The organism is Microcystis sp. LEGE 08355 (assembly GCF_015207185.1).
In the GTDB taxonomy this organism is placed as follows: Bacteria; Cyanobacteriota; Cyanobacteriia; order Cyanobacteriales; family Microcystaceae; genus Microcystis; species Microcystis panniformis.
Window position 1 is genome coordinate 1 of record NZ_JADEXI010000018.1, and the last position, 20,870, is coordinate 20,870.

The following is a 20,870-nucleotide window of genomic DNA, read 5'->3' on the forward strand; positions in this document are numbered from 1 at the left end:
CCTCTTAATTCCTGACGTTTGGGATTTAATAAGAAAGCATCAACCCCTTCTTGAATCTCTGACATATCAGCTTTTTTAGCCTCACGTCCTCCTCTGTAAGTATCCAGTAAAATGACATCAGAAACAACTCTCCCGCGACTTTCTAATTGTTGAGCCATTAACATCGCTAAAAATCCGCCGGCGGAATGTCCCATTAATTTTATATCTTGATTCTGAGCTAAATCCTCAATTAATTCAGCGTATTTTTTTAACATTAATTCATCGCTAATGTAGCGAAAAGTATAGAGAGCATAATCCGTTATATACTCCGCTAAATTGGCATAAGCAGCAGCGAAACCAAGGGCGGGGGGAAATAAAAAGACGGCCTTTTCTTGCTCCTTATTAAACACCACATACGGGCGTTCTTTCGGTTGAATATTCATCTCCTGAGCATAGATAATATAATCGCTTAATTCGGCTACTGTTGGCTTTTCATAAATCATTGATAAAGGAATTTCTATGGCGATTTTTTCATAAATTAAAGCCATAAGATTCATAGCTTGTAAGGAATGACCCCCCAACTCAAAGAAGTTATCATTAACCCCTATCTTGCCAGCTTGTAGAAGTTGTTGCCAAAGGCTTACTAAGATAGTTTCCGTTGAATTGCGGGGTGCTAAATAGGGTGATTCAACTAAAGAAGTCTCATCCGGTATAGGCAATTTATGAAAGTCTATTTTCCCATTAGGATTTAAGGGAAAATCCGACAACATGACAAAGGCAGAAGGGATCATGTAAACGGGTAATTTCTGCTGTAAGAAACGACGCAGCTCCTGAGAAGTTAACAAGGGTTCTTTTCTGATTACATAAGCAACTAACCGTTGATTATATAAGGTATCTTCCCGCATAATCACAACAGTTTGTTCAACGTTGGGATGAGTTTCTAAAACCGTCTGAATTTCTCCTAATTCAATGCGGAAACCTCTCAGCTTAACTTGATTGTCAATCCGCCCTAAATATTCAATGTTTCCATCAGGAAGATAGCGAGCTAAATCCCCCGTTTTATATAATTTACCCTCGGCAAAAGGATGAGGAATAAATTTTTCAGCCGTTAATTCAGATTGGTTGAGATATCCACGCGCTAAACCCATTCCACCAATATGTAATTCTCCAGCAACACCAATAGGAACCGGTTGGAGATAACTATCGAGAATATAAACTTGGACATTAGCAAGGGGGCGCCCAATAGAAATTAACTGGGAATTGGGCTGACAGCACCAGACAGTAGTATCAACGGCGGATTCTGTTGGTCCATAAATGTTATATAATTTACAGTTTAACTGCTGAAAAAATCGTTGATTGAGTTCATAAGGTAGGGCTTCTCCCCCGACAATTACTCGTTTTAAACAGTGGCAATCTTTGCTCTTAGGATGTTGCAGAAAAACTCGCAATATTGAGGGAACAGCAGTAAAATAAGTCACTTGTTCTTTCAGAATTAAATCTATTAAATAATCTATATCTTTATAGCGATCAGATTTAGTTATCACTAGGGAAGCACCTGAGGTTAAAGACAAGAAAATTTCCCAGACTGAAACATCAAAACTAAAGGCAGTAATTTGGAGAACGCGATCTTCAGAGGTAAGATTATAATGATCAATAGTATATTTTAGAGTATTACAAATTCCTTTATGAATATTCATCACGCCTTTAGGTTTTCCCGTTGAACCCGAAGTGTATATAACATAAGCTAAATTTTCTGGGGTAACTGGAGAGGTCAAATTCTCTTGACTATAATTAGCTATCCTTGACCAATCTGTATCTAAACACAGTATTTCGGCTTGATTTTCGGGCAGAAATTGGACTAAAGATTGTTGAGTTAACAACAGAGAGATAGCAGAATCAGATATCATATAATCCAAGCGCTCAGGGGGATAATTAGGATCCAAAGGAACATAAGCTCCCCCAGCTTTCATAATTCCCAATATTCCGATGATCATCTCAAAAGAACGCTCAATAAAAATCCCCACTAAAACTTCTGAAGTTACGCCTTTTTCTTGTAAATAGTGACCGACTTGATTAGCTCGACTATTTAACTCTCGATAGGTCAATTTTTTGCCCTCAAAAATAAGAGCTATTGCCTCGGGATTATCTCTAACTTTTTCTTCAACTAACTGGTGCAGACACTGTTGAGGATAAGGGACTTCGGTTTGATTCCACTCTATTAGTAATTGATGCCGTTCTTCAGGAGTTAATAAATTAATCTCAGATAATTTACAATCGGGATTCTGAATTACACTTTCAATAATTTGTAAAAAGTGACCGCTCATTCTGGCGATAGTTTCAGGCAAAAATAAATCCGGCTCATATTCAATAGCTAATGTAAGATTATGACTATCTTCAAAGAAGCTCCAAGTCATATCAAATTGAGCCATGCGTGGTTTTAAGGGATAGGGTTGATGTTCCAAACCTGGAATTTTTAAGACAGTTTTGCTTTCTTTACCCAGTAGAGAAAACATGACATCAAATAAGGGATTTCTGGACAAATCACGTTCTAAATTGAGAGCGGATACTAATTTATCAAAAGGATAATCACGATATTCGTAGGCATCAAGACAGGTGTTAGTCACTTCCCCTAAGACTTGCTTAAAAGTTACTCCCTCTGGTAATAAAGTTCTCAAGGCCAAGGTGTTAACATAAAACCCGATTTGGTTTTCTAAATCAGGATGATTTCGTGCTGAAATAGGGATACCGACTACTAAATCACGCTGGCAGGTGTGGCGGTAGAGTAATATTTTAAAGAAGGTCAGTAGGGTAATAAATAGAGTCGTATTATTTTGAGTGGCAAAGGTTTGTAATTGTTGGCTAAGACTCTGACTAAATTGATAAGTGTGGGAAGCTGCTTGAGAAGATTTTACTTGAGGTCGAGGGAAGTCTATCGGTAAGTTTAAGATGGGGGGATGTTCGGCAAAAACCTCACACCAATACTCATGTTGTTCTCTAACTTCTTCACTTTCTAACCACTGATTTTGCCAGGCCGCATAATCTTTATACTGTAGAGCAAGAGGGGGTAATTCAGCTTTTTTTTGTTGAGTATAAGCAGAGTATAATGTAAAGAACTCTTGAAAGATAATATCAAGTGATTGTGCATCCCCAATAATATGATGGACAGTCAAACCAAAGATAAATTCTTCTGAATTAATCTGCACCAATAAGACCCGAATAAGGGGCAACTTTTCTAAACTAAAAGGTAAATTTGCCGACTCTTGAATTAAATCATCTGCCAAGAGTTCAGCATCTTTTTCTGCTCTTAAATCTTTAAAAATGATTAACTGTTCTGTGGGTATTTCCTCATGAATAACTTGCTTAATATTGCCCCCAACACTGGCAAAAGTGGTTCTGAGAATTTCATGTCGGTTTACCAGTTCTTGAAAGGCTGCTGTTAATATAGAAACATCTAATTTGCCATTAATTCTCATGGCAAGCCTAATATTATAAGCGCTAGAAGATTCGCTGATATGCTGCAAAATCCAAAGCCTTCTTTGACCGTGAGAGACTTGGTAATATTTTTGTTTTTCCAGTGGGTTAATTGAGTCAGATTGTGGTAAGTTGATCATCGTTTTTGTCGGGATTGAATTAATACAGCTTGTTCTTTTAAAGTATTATGGGTAAAAATTTCCCGTAATCGGAGGGAAACCCCAAATTGATTACGGATTTGTGACACTAAGCGCATCGCCTTTAGACTGTTTCCTCCTAGTTCAAAAAATGACTGATTACTGTTACTCACTTCTGCTTCTAATAACTCACCCCAAAGGGAAGCTAATAAAGCTTCTTGTGGATTAAAATCTGGGACTTGGTTAGTTGAGTCAGTAATATTTTCTTCGGGTTTTGGCAAAGCTAGACGATGAATTTTTCCATTGGGTAACAGGGGAAAAGCTTCTAACCGCATTAAAAAGCTAGGCTGCATATAAATCGGTAAGAGTTGCTTTAATTTACCTCGAATATATTCCTGATGAACTGTATCCTCTGCCTGATAATAAGCAATTACGGTTACTAATTCCTCCTTTTTATTAGCTATAACTAAGGCTTTTTCTACTCCCTCAATCCCACTGAGGACATCTTCAATCTCTCCTAATTCAATCCGTACCCCATTTAATTTAATTTGATTGTCACTGCGTCCTATTACTTCTAAAGTTAGATCAGGAAGCAATCTGCCTAAGTCTCCAGTACGATAAACTATATCCCTCCCCCCATTCAAAGGATTAGGCACAAAAACTGAATGAGTTAAGCTTTCATCTTGATAATAACCTTTTGTTAAATAGGGGGATTTAACGAATACTTCTCCTACTTCTCCCATTGCCCTAGCGCGATTTCCATCAACCACTGCATAAGCGGCATCTGGCAAAGTTTGACCACCCGGAACCCGTTCATAGGGAATATTATTAGGGTTTGGAATTCGATAAAAATGCTTAACAAATGTAGTTTCACTTGCCCCATAAATATTTACAAATTCTGTCTGAGAGCCAAAAATTTGATGCCATTCAGCCAGTTCTTTCACAAATAAAGGCTCTCCTCCTAAGACAAAAATTCGCAAATTTTTCAAGAGATTATGTGCATTAATTAAACCACGCCCCATCTTTAAAAATAGACGCATTACCGAGGGGACAGTGTGTAGTAAGTTAATTTTCCATTCTCCTATTCGCAGTAATAAAAGCTCTAAGTCTTCTCGCTCTGTACTCTCTGGAATATACAGAGTTCCCCCTGAGCATAAAGTCACACAGGTTTCCCTCAAATAAGCATCAAAATTAATTTGAGCAATTTGTAAACATCGCCAATTTTCATTGATGTCAAATTCCCGTTTTTCCCAATTAATGAAATGACGTAAGCTGCCGTGACTGCCTAAGATTGCTTTAGGTTCACCGGTTGAGCCAGAAGTAAACATAATATAATTAGAATCATCAGCATCCGGCATAGCTAGAAGGGGTTGCAGTTGGCTTAATTGGCAAGGAAACTCTTGATAATCCATACCATTCCACTGATGATATTGCTGAATTTTATGAGCCTTAACCACTAAGATATGAGGCGGTTTTTCTAAGGCGGATAGTTGGGGTTTAATCCCCTCTAAATTCTCAGCCGCAACTAAGATAATTTCGGGGCTAGTTTTAATCATCATGCGTTGCCGGCGCTCCTCGGGTTCATCTAAACGTAGAGGTAAATAGATTCCTCCGGCTTTAAATACTGCCAGCATGGCGATTAACTGACGATAATCTCCTTCTAGGAGAACACCACAAACCTTATCTTTTTCCACGCCTAATTCTTTTAAGACATAAGCCCAAAAGTTAGTTAGTTCATGTAATTCTTGATAGCTAAATTTACCCCCTGGATAAATTATCGATATTTTCTCTGGTGTGGCTGCAACTTGGTCAATAAAATCGTGGATAATAGTACGGTTTTCTAAGCGAGGAATAGGATTGATAAAATTGGCAATGAAAGCTGTTTCTGCCTCCGATAACAAAGAAATGTCTTTGACGGGTTGGGCGGGGTTAGATAGCATTTCATTCAAGAGTTTATCGAAGTGAATGAGACATTTTTTCATCCTCTCCTCTTGGAATAAGTCGGTGTTATAAATTAGCTCTAATCTGAGTTTTTCCTGATCTTCACTAAACACAAAAGATAGATCAAACTTACTGGTCGGGGTGAGGGAATCTAGAGATTTTATTTGTATATTTTCTAAGCCTACAGGTTGATCAAAATTTTGCAGAAGGACTAATATATCAAACAAGGGAGTGCGGTTAATTTCTCTAGAAACAGCTAATTTTTCTACTAAAATATCAAAGGGATAATCGGAATGTTCTAAAGCTTCGGTAACGGTTTGACGAACCTTTGCGAGTAGATTTTTGTAGCCTTTTTCGGGTTCAATTTGGTCACGAATAACTAAGGTATTGAGAAATAAACCGATTAGAGATTGCAGTTGAGGATGGTTTCTGGTGGCGATTTCTGTACCAATAGTAATATCATGTTGACCACTGTAGCGATACAGTAATATTTTGACAGCCGCTACCAATGCCATGAATAGGGTGATTTCGTTTTCTTGACAAATTTTTCTTAATTTAGAAATCGTTTCTCGGTCAAATGTCCAGCTTAAATGAGAACCCTTAAACGTCTTTATTTGGGGACGTTTAAAGTCTGTCGGTAAGTGAACTCTGGTCAGTTGTCCATTGTCCAGTTTTTGCCGCCAGTAATCTAGGTTTTGGGGATTATTTTCGCTTCTTAAAAGATTATTTTGCCATCCTGCATAATCTTTATATTGTATCGGCAATGGCTCTATACTAGGCTGTAATCCTTTGGCTAAATCAGAGTAGTATTGTAAGCATTCTTTAGCTAACAAACTCATTGACCAACCATCACAAATAATGTGATGAATTTCTAACTCTAAAATATATTCATTCGGAGATAGTTTATAAATCTTAGAGCGCACCAGGGGACTTTTCTCTAGGTCAAACGGTTTTCTCTCTTTTGCAATCGTTTCTAGGATTTCTTCATCAGGTTTATTTGTCCAGTCTTTAAATTCCCAATCAAAAGGACGATTTTGCAGGATTTTCTGTTGTGGTTCACCGTTAATTAAAATGAAAGATGTCCGCAGGGATTCATGACGGGAAATCAATAATTGTATGGCTTTTTCAAAGACATCGGGGCTAAAATCTCCTGCTATTTTGAGAGTGGAAACAATATGATAAGCTACATTATTGAGATCCATCTGTTGCAAGACATAGAAACGTCTCTGAGCATGGGATGTTTCGTAGGTTTCTTGTGCAGATACAAGGGGAATAGTGGCTACCGTCAGAGGGGTAACAGTGCTTAATAATGCTGCTTGTTCAGCAATGGTAGGATGAGCAAATACTTGTTTAATGGGCAAAGATTGCCCTAACTTTTCCTGAATTTTACTCACTAGAGAAATAGCTTTTAAGCTATGTCCTCCCAACTCAAAGAAGTTGTCACTAACCCCTATTTTGGATACCTGAAGAACATCTTGCCAAATCTGAGCTAAGAGGCTTTCTTTTTCATTTCTTGGGGCTATATAAGCAGATTCAATAATTGATGTCTCATCGGGGACGGGTAATTTTTTCCTGTCTATCTTGCCATTGTTATTTAAGGGAAAATCCGACAAGATGACAAAGGCAGAAGGCACCATATAAGCGGGCAGTTGCTGCTGTAAGAAACGGCGCAATTCTCCGATACCTAATGAGGGGTATTTCCTGACTATATAAGCGACTAACCGTTGATTGTCTGAGGTATCTTCTCGCAAAATAACTACGGCTTTTTCCACTTCAGAATGTGTCTCTAAAACTGCTTCTATTTCTCCTAATTCAATCCGTAATCCTCTCAGCTTCACCTGATTATCAATGCGCCCTAAAAATTCAATATTGCCCTCTGGAAGATAGCGAACTAAATCCCCCGTTTTATATAAAATACCCGAATTAAAAGGGTTAGAAATAAATTTTTCTTGAGTTAATTCCAGACGATTGAGATAACCCCGCGCTAACCCGACACTGCTAATATGTAACTCTCCAGGAACCCCAATCGGAAGCGGTTGTAAATTCTGATCTAAAATATAAATTTTTGTGTTAGAAATTGGCTTACCAATAGACGGGGATGAGGAGTTTCCTTCCTCATAATCGGGAACTAATCCTGAAGTGGTTACTACTGTATTCTCTGTTGGACCATAATTATTAATCAGCTTAAAAGGCATTGATACTGAAGGGTAATGATGGAGTTTATCCCCACCCGTTAAGATAATTCTGAGGGCTATATTTTCATCCCATTTTAAAGATAAAATCTTCTCAACTAGGGGAGTTGGTAAAAAGCTGACGGTGATTTCTTGGGCAATTAACCAGTCTCGCAAGTCCGGGGGAGATTGCATGATTTCAGGTTTAACTAAGACAAGACTCGCACCTGCTGTTAAACAGGGCCATAACTCCCAAACCGCAGCGTCAAAAGCACTTCTTGCTAGTTGAGTAATTTTGTCTAAAGGCGTAATTTCAAAAGCGTCTTGATGCCAACAAATTAAATTCATTAACCCCCGATGGCTAATTAATACTCCTTTGGGTTTTCCCGTTGAACCTGATGTATAAATAACATAGGCTAAATTCTCAGGAGTCGTTAGATTGAAGGGATTTTCTGGACTATAGGTAGCTATCTTTTCCCAATCCCTATCTAAACACAGTGATTCGGCACCAGTTTGGGGAAGAAAATCTCCTAAAGATTCCTGAGTTAACACCAAAGAAACCCCCGAATCTGAGAGGATATCCCCCAAGCGCTCGGTAGGATAATCTGCATCTAAAGGTACATAAGCTCCCCCGGCTTTTAATATCCCTAATAAACCGATGACCATCCCTAGGGAACGCTCCATAAAAATCCCGACCAAACTTTCTGGACCTACACCCTTATCTCGTAAACAGTGAGCTAACTGATTGCCCCGGTTATTTAACTGTTGATAGGTTAATTTTTGGTCTTCAAAAATAACCGCTATTCCCTGCGGATTCTGTGCAGCTTGTTCTTCAAATAATTGATGTAAAGACTTATCTAAAGGATAATCTGCCTCGGTATTGTTCCACTCTACTAATAACTGATGTTGCTCTTGTGTTGTCAATATAGGTAATTGTGTTACCCGTTGCCGAGTATCAGTAACAATCCCTGTTAAAATAGTCTGTAAATGTGCTGCCATCCGTTCAATCGTATCCTGAGTAAAACGGCTAGTATCATAGACTAACTGAATCAGTAACTCCTGTTTAGGAATAGCAACCACCGTCAAAGGATAATTAGTTTCCTCAAAATTCTCCACATCCTTAACCCTTAAGGATTGACGAGAATCTCTCGATAACGCTTCTCTAGGATAATTCTCAAAAACGACCAAACTCTCAAACAGGGGAACCCCCGGTGGAATATCACTTAATCTCTGTATTTCAGCCAGAGAAACATAAGCATAATCCTGAATTTCTGCTTGCTTTTGCTGTAATTCCTGTAACCAAGATAGCAATAAATCTGATTCTCTGATGGAGACTCGCAGCGGCAATGTATTAATAAATAATCCTACCCTATGTTCTACCCCTGATAAATCATGAGGGCGACCAGAAACCGTAACCCCAAATAAAACTTCTGACTCCCCACTATAGCGACTGAGAAGAATCGCCCAAGCGGCCTGTACTAGAGTAGATAAGGTCAGATTATGCTTTTGCGCCAAAGATTGCAGGTCTTTGGAGTGAGAAGCCGATAAATGACAGTTATACTCTTTATAAGTCGGCTTACCTTCAGATTTCATTAACTGGAGTCTGTCCACCCTCAGGGGGGTGGGAGTCATAAACCCTTCAAGAGTTCGCTGCCAAAAACTCTCAGCAATAGATGGGTTTTGCTCCTGTAACCAAACAATATAATCTTGATAAGGACGCGGCAAAGGAAGATGATAACTTTTCCCTTGAATACCTGCCTCATAAAACCCTAAAACTTCTTGATAAATAATAGGCATACTCCAACCATCCAGAATAATATGATGATGATTGCAGAGGAATTTATAAGTTTGGTCCGATAGTTGAATCATCAAGCAGCGCATTAAAGGAGCAACTTTGAATTCAAACCCTTGTTGACGCTCTGTTTGTAACAATAAATCTAAACGTTGTTGTTGCTCTGTGGGGGAAAGATTGCGCCAATCCTGATAATCCCAAGGCAAATCAACCTTTTTTCGCACAATTTGCAGAGGTTTTTCCCGTTTTTCCCAGAGAAATAGAGTCCTTAATACCGAGTGACGCTCTACAACTTTTTCCCACGCTTGCCTAAAAACTGTAAGGTTAATTTCTCCCTCCAGAGTAATTAGAGTTTGACTACAATAAATCCCTGAATCAGGAGTATAAAGACTATGAAAGAGCATCCCTTCCTGCATGGGGGAAAGAGGATAAATAGACTCCACATTTTTGGCGGGTTGATTTTTTGTGTCTGCCATGAAAGATTCTCCTTATTAGTCAATTTCTGCCAGAATATCGTCTAATTCCTGTTGATTCAAGTGCGCTACTGGAAAATCCGAGGGAGTGTAACCCCCAGCATCAGGAGATAAACAATGCTCAATCAATTTCAGCAAAGCTTCTTTATAGCTGCGCCCTAAATATTCTACCGTCGAACGTTCATAGATGAGATCGCTATAAGTCCAGTTTACTTGTAACTGTCCCTCTATAACTCTGGCCGTAATCTCTAATAAATGACTACGATGTCCCTTAAGACTGTGATTAGGCCCCTTAGACTCATCCGCTAATTTCCAATCCCCTTTTTGCAATCGTCCTTGCTCAAATTGACCTAAATAATTAAACAAAACTTCTCTGGCAGGAATTTCAGCTAATTGAGACTTAATATCAGCATCATCACTCAAATATCGCGAAATTCCATAGCCAATTCCCCTGTGAGGAATAGCTCGTAACTGTTCTTTAATAGATTTGAGCCGCTCACCGGGGTGATTTTCGGGGGGGAGTCGCAAAATAACCGGAAAAAGACTGGTAAACCAACCCACCGTCCTCGATAAGTCAACCTCACTGAACAAATCTTCTCGTCCGTGTCCTTCTAAATCAAGGGATATGGTCAAATTTTCTGTCCATTCTGTCAAAGTTTCCGCTAAAGCGGTTAACAAAACCTCATTAATTTGAGTGTTATAGGCAGCGGGGACTTTTTGCAAGAGGGTGCGGGTTTGTTCTTCATCTAGAGTCACCGTGACATCATTTGCCGTCGCTACTGTATTGTATGGTTTTCCAGCCTCGTCATCTACAGGTAAATTTCTCGCCTCTAACCAAGGTTGAGTTAACCAATAGTCTAATGGCTCTTTCGCTTTTTGCCCTTGTCCATAATCCCTCAAGAGAAGCGCCCAATCCTGAAAGGCTATGGTTTTAGGTGGAAGTTCTACATTCTCCCCCCTTTCTAGCTGTTGGTAAGTCATCAATAAATCTTCTAACAAAATTCGCCAAGATACACCATCAACCCCCAAGTGATGAATAATAATCAGTAACCGACTGGGTTGATAGGGTGCTAATTCAAATAGCACCGCCTTGATTAATAGTCCAGTAGAGAGGTTTAAACTTGCCTGTTGAGTTGTTGCCATTGCTAAGAGAGTTTCCCCTTGCTGAGATTGAGGAATAGAAGACAAATCAATCACTTCAAAAGGTACTTCCTCCGGCATTCCTTCATTGACTTGTTGCCATTGTCCTTCCTCCACAGTAAACCGTAACCGCAAAGCGTCATGATGTTCAATTAATTTTCTCAGAGATTGAGCTAACAAATCAGCTTTCAGGTGATGGGGAACTTCTAAGAGGACAGACTGATTAAAGTGGTGCATTTCAGCGCGATTTTGCTCAAAAAACCACAGTTGAATGGGAGTGAGAGGCACAATACCCGTCACTAAACCCTGTTTAGCTAATTCCGCTGTGGAATAATCGGCAACTGTAGCCAGTTCCGCAAGAGTAGGATATTCAAATATCTGTTTAGGGGTAATCTTCAACCCGGCTTGACGAGCGCGAGCGACAACCTGAATACTGATAATAGAATCGCCCCCAACTTCAAAAAAGCGGTCATAACGACTTACTTGTTTAATGCTGAGAACATCTTGCCAAATACTAGCCAAAATCTTTTCTTTCTGAGTATGAGGGGGAACAAAATCCTGCTCAGATGTGGAAGGTATCTCAGGGATGGGTAATCTGGAACGGTCAATTTTTCCATTAGGAGTCAGAGGGAGAGCTTCTAAGGAGACAAAAAGAGCCGGAATCATATACTCTGGCAATTTCTGTCCCAAGAAACGACGCAAATCCTCAGTATTTATCGGGTCATTTTCTGCCACTAGATAAGCGACTAATCTCTTATTCCGATAGGAGTCTTCCCAAACCTTCACCACCGCTTTCTTAACTTGGGGATAAGTCCCTAGAGTTGCCTCAATTTCTCCTAATTCAATGCGGAAACCCCGCAATTTTACCTGATTATCAGCCCGCCCCAAAAAATCAAGATTTCCATCGGGTAAATATCGGGCTAAATCTCCTGTTTTATAGAGTTTGGCATTGGGTTCATTACTAAAGGGATTGGAGATAAATTTCTCAGCGGTTAATTCAGGTTGATTCAGATAACATCGAGCTAACCCTTTACCCCCGATATATAAATCACCAATAGTTCCTAAAGGAACCGGTTGTTTAAAAGAGTCCAGAATATAAACTTCAGTATTGGCAATAGGTCGGCCGATACTCGGTTGTCCATGGTCTTTTTTAGGCACTAAGCTAAAAGTGGAATAAGTGGTATCTTCTGAAGGACCGTAGAGATTATAAACATTCTTAATGTTTTCCTGCTGGTAAAGCTTCTGGACTAATTGATTAGACAAAGCTTCTCCGGCGAGGTTTACCGTTTGCACAGTCTCAGGTATCGCCTCAATTTCCAGTAGTTGGGCGATCGCTGTAGGTACGGTATTAATTAATGTTACCTCTTTGGCTGCACTTAAACTAGGCAAATCTAGAACATTCTGGGCCAGAATAATCTTACCCCCCACAGCCAAGGGCAAAAATAGTTCAAATACTGACAAATCAAAACAAATAGAAGTAGAACCCAAAACCCCCGCTAATTCCTCACTGCTAAAGACTTCCTTGGACCAATTGAGTAAGGTTGTGGTGCTGTGATGCTCAATGACAACCCCTTTTGGTTTCCCCGTTGAACCGGAGGTATAAATCACATAAGCGCTATGACTAGAACTTACGGGTAAAGAGAGGTTTTCGGGACTTTCTAGGGCTATATTTCTGGCTTCTGCCTCTAATATCACCAGATTCCCTGGATAATTCCCTAATTTCTCTACTAATTTTGCTTGTGTTAGCAACAAGGAAACTTGACCATCTTCTAAGATAACATTGAGGCGTTCAGTTGGATAAGCTGGATCTAAAGGTACATAAGCTCCCCCTGCTTTGAGAATGGCTAATAACCCTATAACCATCTCAGGAGTCCGTTCTAGGCAAATTCCCACCAAAGCTTCAGATTTTACCCCTTTTCTCGCTAAATATCGCCCCAATTGATTCGCTTTTTCATTTAATTGACGGTAGGTTAATTGTTCATTTTCTGTAATAATAGCGATTGCGTCAGGACTGCGCTTAACTTGCTCCTCAAACAATTGATGAATACACCCATCCGGATAGTGAACCTCAGTATCATTCCATTCTTTTAATAATTGATGTTGTTCTTGCTCAGAAAGTAAACAACAAGTTTCATAACGTTCTAACCCTTCCGTTGCCATAGCGATGAGAGTTTTCTCGTAGTATCCTCCGATTAACTCCATCTGCTTTTCCCCTAGATAATTCCCATCATATTTAAGGGTAAGTTCTATTTGAGATGAAAGGGGATGAAGACTAAAATTAGCTAACAATGTAAAATTAGTTTGATTAAAAAACTTCCCTCCTAAGACCTCTAAATCTTTCACACCGATGATACCTTGATAAACATGGAAATGAATAAAATTAAAAGCCGTATCAAACAAAGGTTGACCTGATTTTTGTAACTCAGCGAGGGGATATCTTCGCCAAGATAAGCATTCTCTTTCAACATCAAAAGCTTGCTTAACTAAATCGCTCCAAGTACCGCCAGATAACTCTAAACGTAGGGGCAAAGTATTCAAAAATAAACCTAATATCTTTTCTCCATCGGCTGCTTCTAACCGTCCATTAGAGACTAAACCCGTAATAATATCCCTTTGATTATTCAGTAAACTTAATACCCGAAAATGAGCCGCTAATAAAACACTTTTTAGGGGAACTCCCAGTTGTTTACCGAGTTGTTTTAATCCCTGAGATACCTGACTAGATATAGGAACTAACCAATCCCAATCTTGATTAACTCGATTAGATTTCGACCACTGAGGAAGTTTGGTCAGCGTCACATCTCTGAGTTTTTCTTGCCAATAATTCTGGCATTCTGGCGATTGAATAGTTTTCTTTTCTAAGGCGACAAAATCCCTAAAACTGAGAGCGGGAGTTGGAGAGAGAGGGAGAACTTTTTTGTCGAGAAGATAGAGATACTGTTGTAACAATTCTGTGAGCAACGAAGCTACACTCCAACCATCTAAAATAGAGTGATGAAAACTGAAAGTTAGGTTAAAGTTATCCTGACTGCGGCGATGGAGATGAAAGCGAAATAAAGGAGGACTATTCCAGTCAAAAGTGCGGATTTTTTCCCGCTCAATCCAATCATCAATAGCCGTATCTTGTTCAGAAGGAGATAAATGGGTTAGGTCATCTAATCCTAAAGGAACATCGATTTTTCTGTGAACTAATTGTAGGGGTTCTTGATATTCAAAGAGTGCGAAACTGGTTCGTAATACTGGGTGACGCTGGACAATCTCCTGAATAGCACTATGTAAAGCTGGAAAACTAAAATCAGCACGAATATGATAGGTAAACACATCATGGTACACCGATAGATTCCCCTGATATTCACTATGAAATATCATCCCCAATTGTAGAGCAGTTAGAGGATAAGCATCCTCCACTTCCTCCGGTAAATTGAGGCGAACTTCTTGAGAAATTAAACTAAAAACTTCCGTTTTTTCAGTCCCTAAAGTATCAATTTCATAGCTAACGCAATTGGCCAATTCTTGAATGGTTTGATGTTGCAATAATTGGGGTAAGGAAAAATGAAAACCCATTTGTCGCGCCTTAGCGATCACTTGTATTCCCCGAATCGAATCCCCCCCAAGTTCAAAAAAATTATCGTGAATACCAACCTCTTCGATGCCCAAAACTTCAGCCCAAATCAGTGCTAAAATTTCCTCAAGAGGGGTACAAGGTGCGACAAAATTCTCCGAATTCCTGAAACTGTTATAGCTTGGAGAGGGTAGGGCGCGACGGTCAATTTTTCCACTATTTGTCAGAGGAATAGCATCCAATTGCACAAAGGCATGAGGTATCATGTATTCTGGGAGTTGCTTTTGCAGATAACTCCGCAGTTGGGGAATCAGTTTACTGTTTAACTTAGACCTTAAAGGGTGATTTGCATAAAGTTGCCATTCAGGTTTTGCGGTGTGGGTGGGGGTAAAAGCGATGTAATTTCTACGGGAATTTTCCAGCGGGGAAAAAATCACATCGTAACGGTCCGGAGTATCCGACCAAGTTACCCAAACCGAAAGGGATAAATCCTCAGCTAAAGCCGAAAAATCTTCAGGTTCTACGGCATTTTCTGGGATAATTTCCGATTTAATAGCTTGAAATTCTTCGGTCGTCCCAAAGTCTTGAGAATTTCTGAACAATTCCACACTTTTTAAAGGTCGAAACAAGCGAGAATTAGGGACACCTATCACCCTTAACCCCTCAGATGTCCCCAGTTGATTTCTTACCTCAGATAAAGTCAGCTGCTGTTCAGTCCAGTTTAATTCTGGAAAGTCGGTGCTAAAATCCAGAATCGTTTCAATCCGCAGAACAACATTATAACGGAATTGAGTTAATTCGTTGTGGTGTTGACCTCTCTCTAGATGAATCTCGACTTCAGTAATCTGAGGAAAATAGGACTGAATTGCTCTAAAAAAATCCGGGTCAATGAATAACTCATTTTCTTGCTCAATTTTTCTCTGTACACGCTGTTTAAAATCCTTAATCGAATCCTCAGGGTTAGCCTTATAAAGTTCTACATCAGCGTGAAAAGCTTCCATGAGTTGCAAGTTTCGCACATCTCCAAGGAAAATACACCCCCCCGGAGTTAGTACCTTGATAGCTCCCTCTAAAACCCGCAATAAGTAATCTATATGGGGGAAATACTGCACAACCGAGTTAAGGATAATTGTATCGAATCCTTCTGACTCCAAACCCTCAAAATTATCGGCTGTGCTATGCAATAGCCTGACTTGCTCTAGCTTCGGCCCTTCTTGATTAATTCGCTGAATATGGTCTAAGGCAACGGATGAGATATCGGTTCCCCAATAACACTGGCAATGGGGAGCAACTTGGAATAATATTAACCCGGTTCCACAACCTATTTCCAGAACTTTTTTCGGTTGTTGAGCGAGAATAACCTTAACTTTATCATCTAGCCATTCTCGCATCTGAGCAACCGGGATAGGTTCCCCCGTGTAACTACTATTCCAGCCAACAATATTAAATATCCCTTGAGAATCTGTCGATGTTTGCCTGTAAATTTGGTTATAGAGGCTTTGCCATTGCTCGATTTGCTCATCGAATAATTGCCCTTTTTCTGAAGTCGCCAAGAGTTCCCCCTCTTGAGACTGACCCACAACATAAGCAATTAGTGTTTTACTCCCTGTTTCTGTCTCCGATGCAATGACTACCGCTTGCTCAACTGCTGGATGTTGACTGAGTATAGTTTCAATTTCCCCAAGCTCAATCCGGAAACCTCGAATCTTAACTTGATGGTCAATCCGCCCTAAAAACTCAATATTTCCATCGGGTAAATACCGGGCTAAATCTCCCGTTTTATATAATTTTGCCCTAATTTCTCCCCCTATTCCTGCTTCCACCTTAGCAAAAGGATTAGGGATAAATTTCTCGGCCGTCAATTCGGGACGATTGAGATATCCACGAGCTAAACCTATGCCACCAATATGTAATTCTCCCACAATCCCTATAGGAACTGGTTGTAAATCCGGATTAAGAATATAAATCTGAGTATTGGCAATTGGTTGACCAATACTCACTAGAGCTTTTTGATTCTCCGGCAAACAGGGCCAGTAAGTCACATCAATCGCCGCCTCAGTCGGACCGTAGAGGTTGTGAAGTTCACAGTCAAAATGCTCAAAAAAGCGTTGTGTTAAGTCTAATGGCAGAGCTTCTCCACTACAGAAAACCCGCTTGAGAGAACTACATCCTTTTAGCTCTGGTTCTTGCAGAAACACCCGCAACATGGAGGGGACAAAATGAAGGGTAGTGATTTGCTGCTTTTGGATCAATTGTATTAAATAGGTACTATCTTTATGACCTTCGGGTTTTGCTACTACTAGGGTTGCACCCGCTAATAAGGGCCAAAAGAATTCCCAGACTGAAACATCGAAACTAAAAGGGGTTTTTTGTAAAATGCCATCACTCTTAGTTAACTGATAAGTATCCTGCATCCACAACAAACGATTCCTAATCCCCTTATGATTATTCATTACGCCTTTAGGCTTACCTGTGGATCCCGAAGTATAAATAACATAGGCTAAATTTTCCCCCGTTACGCCACTGTCACAATTGTTCTGACTTTCTTGAGAAATTGCTGGCCAATCTGTATCCAAAGCAACAACAATTCCCCGGTATTCCCCCAACAATCCCCGCAGCGATTCCGCAGTAATGATCACTTTTACCCCAGTATCTTCTAATAGATAACTTAGGCGTTCTTGAGGATAATTAGGTTCTAAGGGGACGTAAGCTCCTCCAGCTTTCAAAACAGCCAATAATCCTACTACCATTTCTAAGGAACGCTCTAGATAAATTCCTACTAATTCCTCTGGTTTTACTCCTAATTTTTGTAGGTAATGACCAAGTTGATTGGCTTTTTCATTTAATTCTTGATAAGTTAATTCTTGATTTTCAAAAATGACCGCCACTCTCTCAGGGTAAAGTTTGGCTTGCTCTTCAAATAGCTGATGAATCCATTGCTTTTCAGGATATTCAATGGCCGTATCATTCCAATCTCTCAGCAATTGTTCTCGTTCTTCGGTCGTTAATATATCAATTTCTGACAAATCTATATCGGGATTAATCGTCACTGTTTCTAAGATTTCTAGGTAATGTCCTAGCATTCTCTCGACAAAATCTCTGGGAAATTTATCTTTAATAAAAGTGACAGAAACACCACTATCATCCGCTGCTATGGCAAAAACTAATTGAAACCGATTTAACGAAGAAATGTCGGCGCACAGTCCTTCTTTGATCACAGCAACGTCAAAAATATTCTCTAGATTTCCTCCTCTTGCTGCCAAGGTTTTGACTAAACTATCCAGCGCATAGTTTTGATGGCGATATCCTTCTTGTAAATCTTTACGAATGATTCTTAGTAAATCTTTAAATGAACTAAAATTATGTTGATTGAATCGGCAAAATATCAGGCTATCTAATGTTTGTGTATTCAAAGCTGCTGTAGCCGTGGCAAACTCGACTTGAGCAGTGTATTTAAACATTAAAACCTGAACAACAGCCAGATGAAATGCTAAATTATTAACAGAATTATTTGCAGTTAAACTGTTGATTTTTTCCTGTAAATCTGTCGAGATGACCTCAAGAACGCTATCCTGCTCCCTGGTTTTATTCTGACTTACATTACCAAATAGAGTGGTTACTGGATCTATTTCTTGAAGTTGCCGAATTTGGTAATCTATTGAAACCAGATGTGCTTCCATTGCTGTTCTAACTTTTTCCCTAAATAGTGGTTGATGGCGGTATTCAGAGTCATGGGGTACAATGCTTTTTCCCCGTTGCCTTAAAGCGATAATTCCTGTCTCTGACGAGTGGGATTATTGCTATATGAACTACAGGAAACCCGACTACGGCTAAGGTCAGGGTTTCTGTCGCTTCTGCAAAATTGTTCTGAGCCTCGACATTGTAGCATACTAAACGACATTCTGCACATCTCCATATACTTTTACAAATTTTTACATTCCTTGGGATGTTTTGACAAAAAATCTTCACTGTAGAAACCACTGAACCCAATAAATTAGTAAAAATTATTAATTGAATATTAAGAAGTGCAAAAAGTGTGACATTTAAAGATACAATTGCGCGAGACCAGCAGAGCAGAGCTTAGGATGCCACACCCCATAAACGTTTATTGCAGATGTCTATTGACAATTACTACCTTGATCAGGTACGATTAGCTGTCTGGTCGTAATAGCTGAAGGGGTGACAACGAGGTTGAAGTTTAAGTGAGGTGGGGGAAAAATTTCCTCACTGTGAGCCATCAAATTAATCGACTTACTCGGCAAAAACCAAATTCCCTCGTTATCTTTTGGCGAAAGTCTCAAGCTTTTTCCCTAAACCCGACACTCTACACCCTGTTTCACTTTCCATCTGCTTGTCACCCCGTCAGTCGCAATAATTATTCTTTTCCAAGTCGATTCTAACAATATGGACTTTCAAGATAAAAAGAACTTATCCGAAAACGACCAATCAATCCAAGCTAGAGTTTTTAAAGCTCTTAGTGAAGCTAAAGAAAAATTAAAAGCTTTCGAGTCTCAACAAAGGGAACCCTTAGCTATCGTGGGTTTAGGTTGTCGTTTCGGTCATAATATTGCGACACCTGAATCCTTCTGGTCTTTCCTCAAAGCGGGTAAAAATCACCTCAGAGAAATACCTAAGGAGCGCTGGAACCAGCAGGATTTTTATGATTCAGATCGGAATAAAGTGGGTAAAATCTATGTTTCTCAGGGGGGGTTTCTCGATGATGTCTCCCAGTTTGATGCCCATTTTTTCGGAATTGCTCCCAAGGAAGCCGTCGCTATGGATCCTCAGCAAAGGTTGCTTTTAGAGGTAGCCTATGAAGCTTTGGAAAATGCAGGAATGGCAACAACGACGGCTAGAAGGGGAAAAACAGGGGTTTTTATCGGGATTACCAACAATGACTATGCCCGTATTCTTACCTCAAATGAGGACTATAATGCCATCGGAGCCTATCATATTTCGGGTAATCATACTAACGCGGCAGCTGGGCGTATTTCTTACCTTTTAAATCTTAATGGTCCGAGTTTGGCAGTAGATACCGCTTGCTCTTCCTCCTTAGTCGCTGTTCATCTCGCTTGCCGTTCCTTACGTTCCCAAGAATGCAGACAAGCTTTAGTCGGAGGAGTGAACTTAGTTTTAACTCCAGAAGTCGTCATCGCCTTGTGCCGCAATCAGATGTTGGCCCCAGATGGCCAATGCAAAACCTTTGACGAAAGTGCCGATGGGTTTGGAATCGGCGAAGGTTGCGGAGTCATCGTCTTAAAAAGACTCAGTGACGCTCTTGAAGATGGTGATCACATTTGGGCCGTGATTCGAGGGACCGCAGTCAACAACGATGGAGCCAGTGGCGGCTTTACCGTTCCTAATGGGCCCGTACAGAGCGAATTAATCAGAGAAGCTCTAGCTGACGCTCGTTTAGATGCCGAGGCGATCGATTATGTTGAAGCTCACGGTACAGGCACATCTTTGGGAGATCCCATCGAAATTAAAGCCATAGCCGAGGCATTATGCGTCAATCGTCGGAAATCTAACCCTTTATTAGTCGGTTCTCTCAAAACTAATTTAGGTCATCTGGCGGCGGCGGCCGGAATTTCAGGATTAATTAAAACCGCATTATCGCTACACTACCGTGAAATTCCGGCTCATCTAAATCTTAAAAAACCCAATCCTCATATTAATTGGGATGCCTTACCGATTAGTATCGTCACGCAAAATTGTCCTTGGAATGTTAACAATGGCAAGCTCAAAGCGGCTGGAGTCAGTTCTTTTGGAGCATCGGGAACCAACGCTCATGTTATTTTAAGTGAACCGCCTCAACCGCAAACCCAAACCCCAAAAATATCCCCCATTCTCGTTACTTTCTCGGCTAAGGAACCCGAACGTTTACGTCTTTTTACGACTCAATTTGTGGATGAGCTTGAGCAGAAAACATCTCTCAACGTCAAGGACATTGCCCTATCTTTAAATACTGGTCGTTTTCCCCATAAACATCGTCTCGCTCTTTTAGTTTCTAATCAAGAGAATCTGCGCCAAGGCATTCAGGCTTTTCTCAAGAGCAATGGGGATGAAAAGCAATTTCAAAATATTCAAAATAATAGCTTCGACATCATTTATGGACAAGCGCAAAGCCATCCTAAAGTTGCTTTTCTCTGCAATGACGAGGAAGAAATTAGTCCAGAAATCATTGAAAACCTGATCAATAATGAG

General features: G+C 40.0%; 4 protein-coding genes. 1 reads left to right on the top strand and 3 read right to left on the bottom strand.

The window, feature by feature from the left end:
* The 3 genes from IQ242_RS01710 to IQ242_RS01720 all read right to left on the bottom strand — a co-directional run.
* A partial coding sequence (locus tag IQ242_RS01710) for a non-ribosomal peptide synthetase (protein ID WP_193958814.1) occupies window positions 1–3,590 on the bottom strand: 3,590 nt, incomplete at its 3' end.
* A complete protein-coding gene (locus tag IQ242_RS01715; RefSeq protein WP_193958815.1) occupies window positions 3,587–9,967 on the bottom strand; it encodes a non-ribosomal peptide synthetase in 6,381 nt (2,126 codons plus the stop codon). The genes IQ242_RS01715 and IQ242_RS01710, both read right to left, overlap by 4 nt.
* Before the next feature lie 15 nt (window positions 9,968–9,982).
* Window positions 9,983–18,346, bottom strand: a complete 8,364-nt coding sequence (locus IQ242_RS01720) for a non-ribosomal peptide synthetase (protein WP_193958816.1) — start codon at window positions 18,344–18,346, stop codon at window positions 9,983–9,985.
* Between the two features lie 724 nt (window positions 18,347–19,070).
* Here IQ242_RS01720 and IQ242_RS01725 point away from each other — a divergent pair.
* Window positions 19,071–20,870, top strand: a 1,800-nt coding sequence (locus tag IQ242_RS01725) for a type I polyketide synthase (protein WP_228020770.1), incomplete at its 3' end; no start/stop codon positions are given.

Bases quoted from the DNA above. Each gene is read 5' to 3' on its own strand.
- IQ242_RS01715 (WP_193958815.1), bottom strand. From the start codon at position 9,967: ATGGCAGACACAAAAAATCAACCCGCCAAAAATGTGGAGTCTATTTAT.
- IQ242_RS01720 (WP_193958816.1), bottom strand. From the start codon at position 18,346: ATGGAAGCACATCTGGTTTCAATAGATTACCAAATTCGGCAACTTCAA.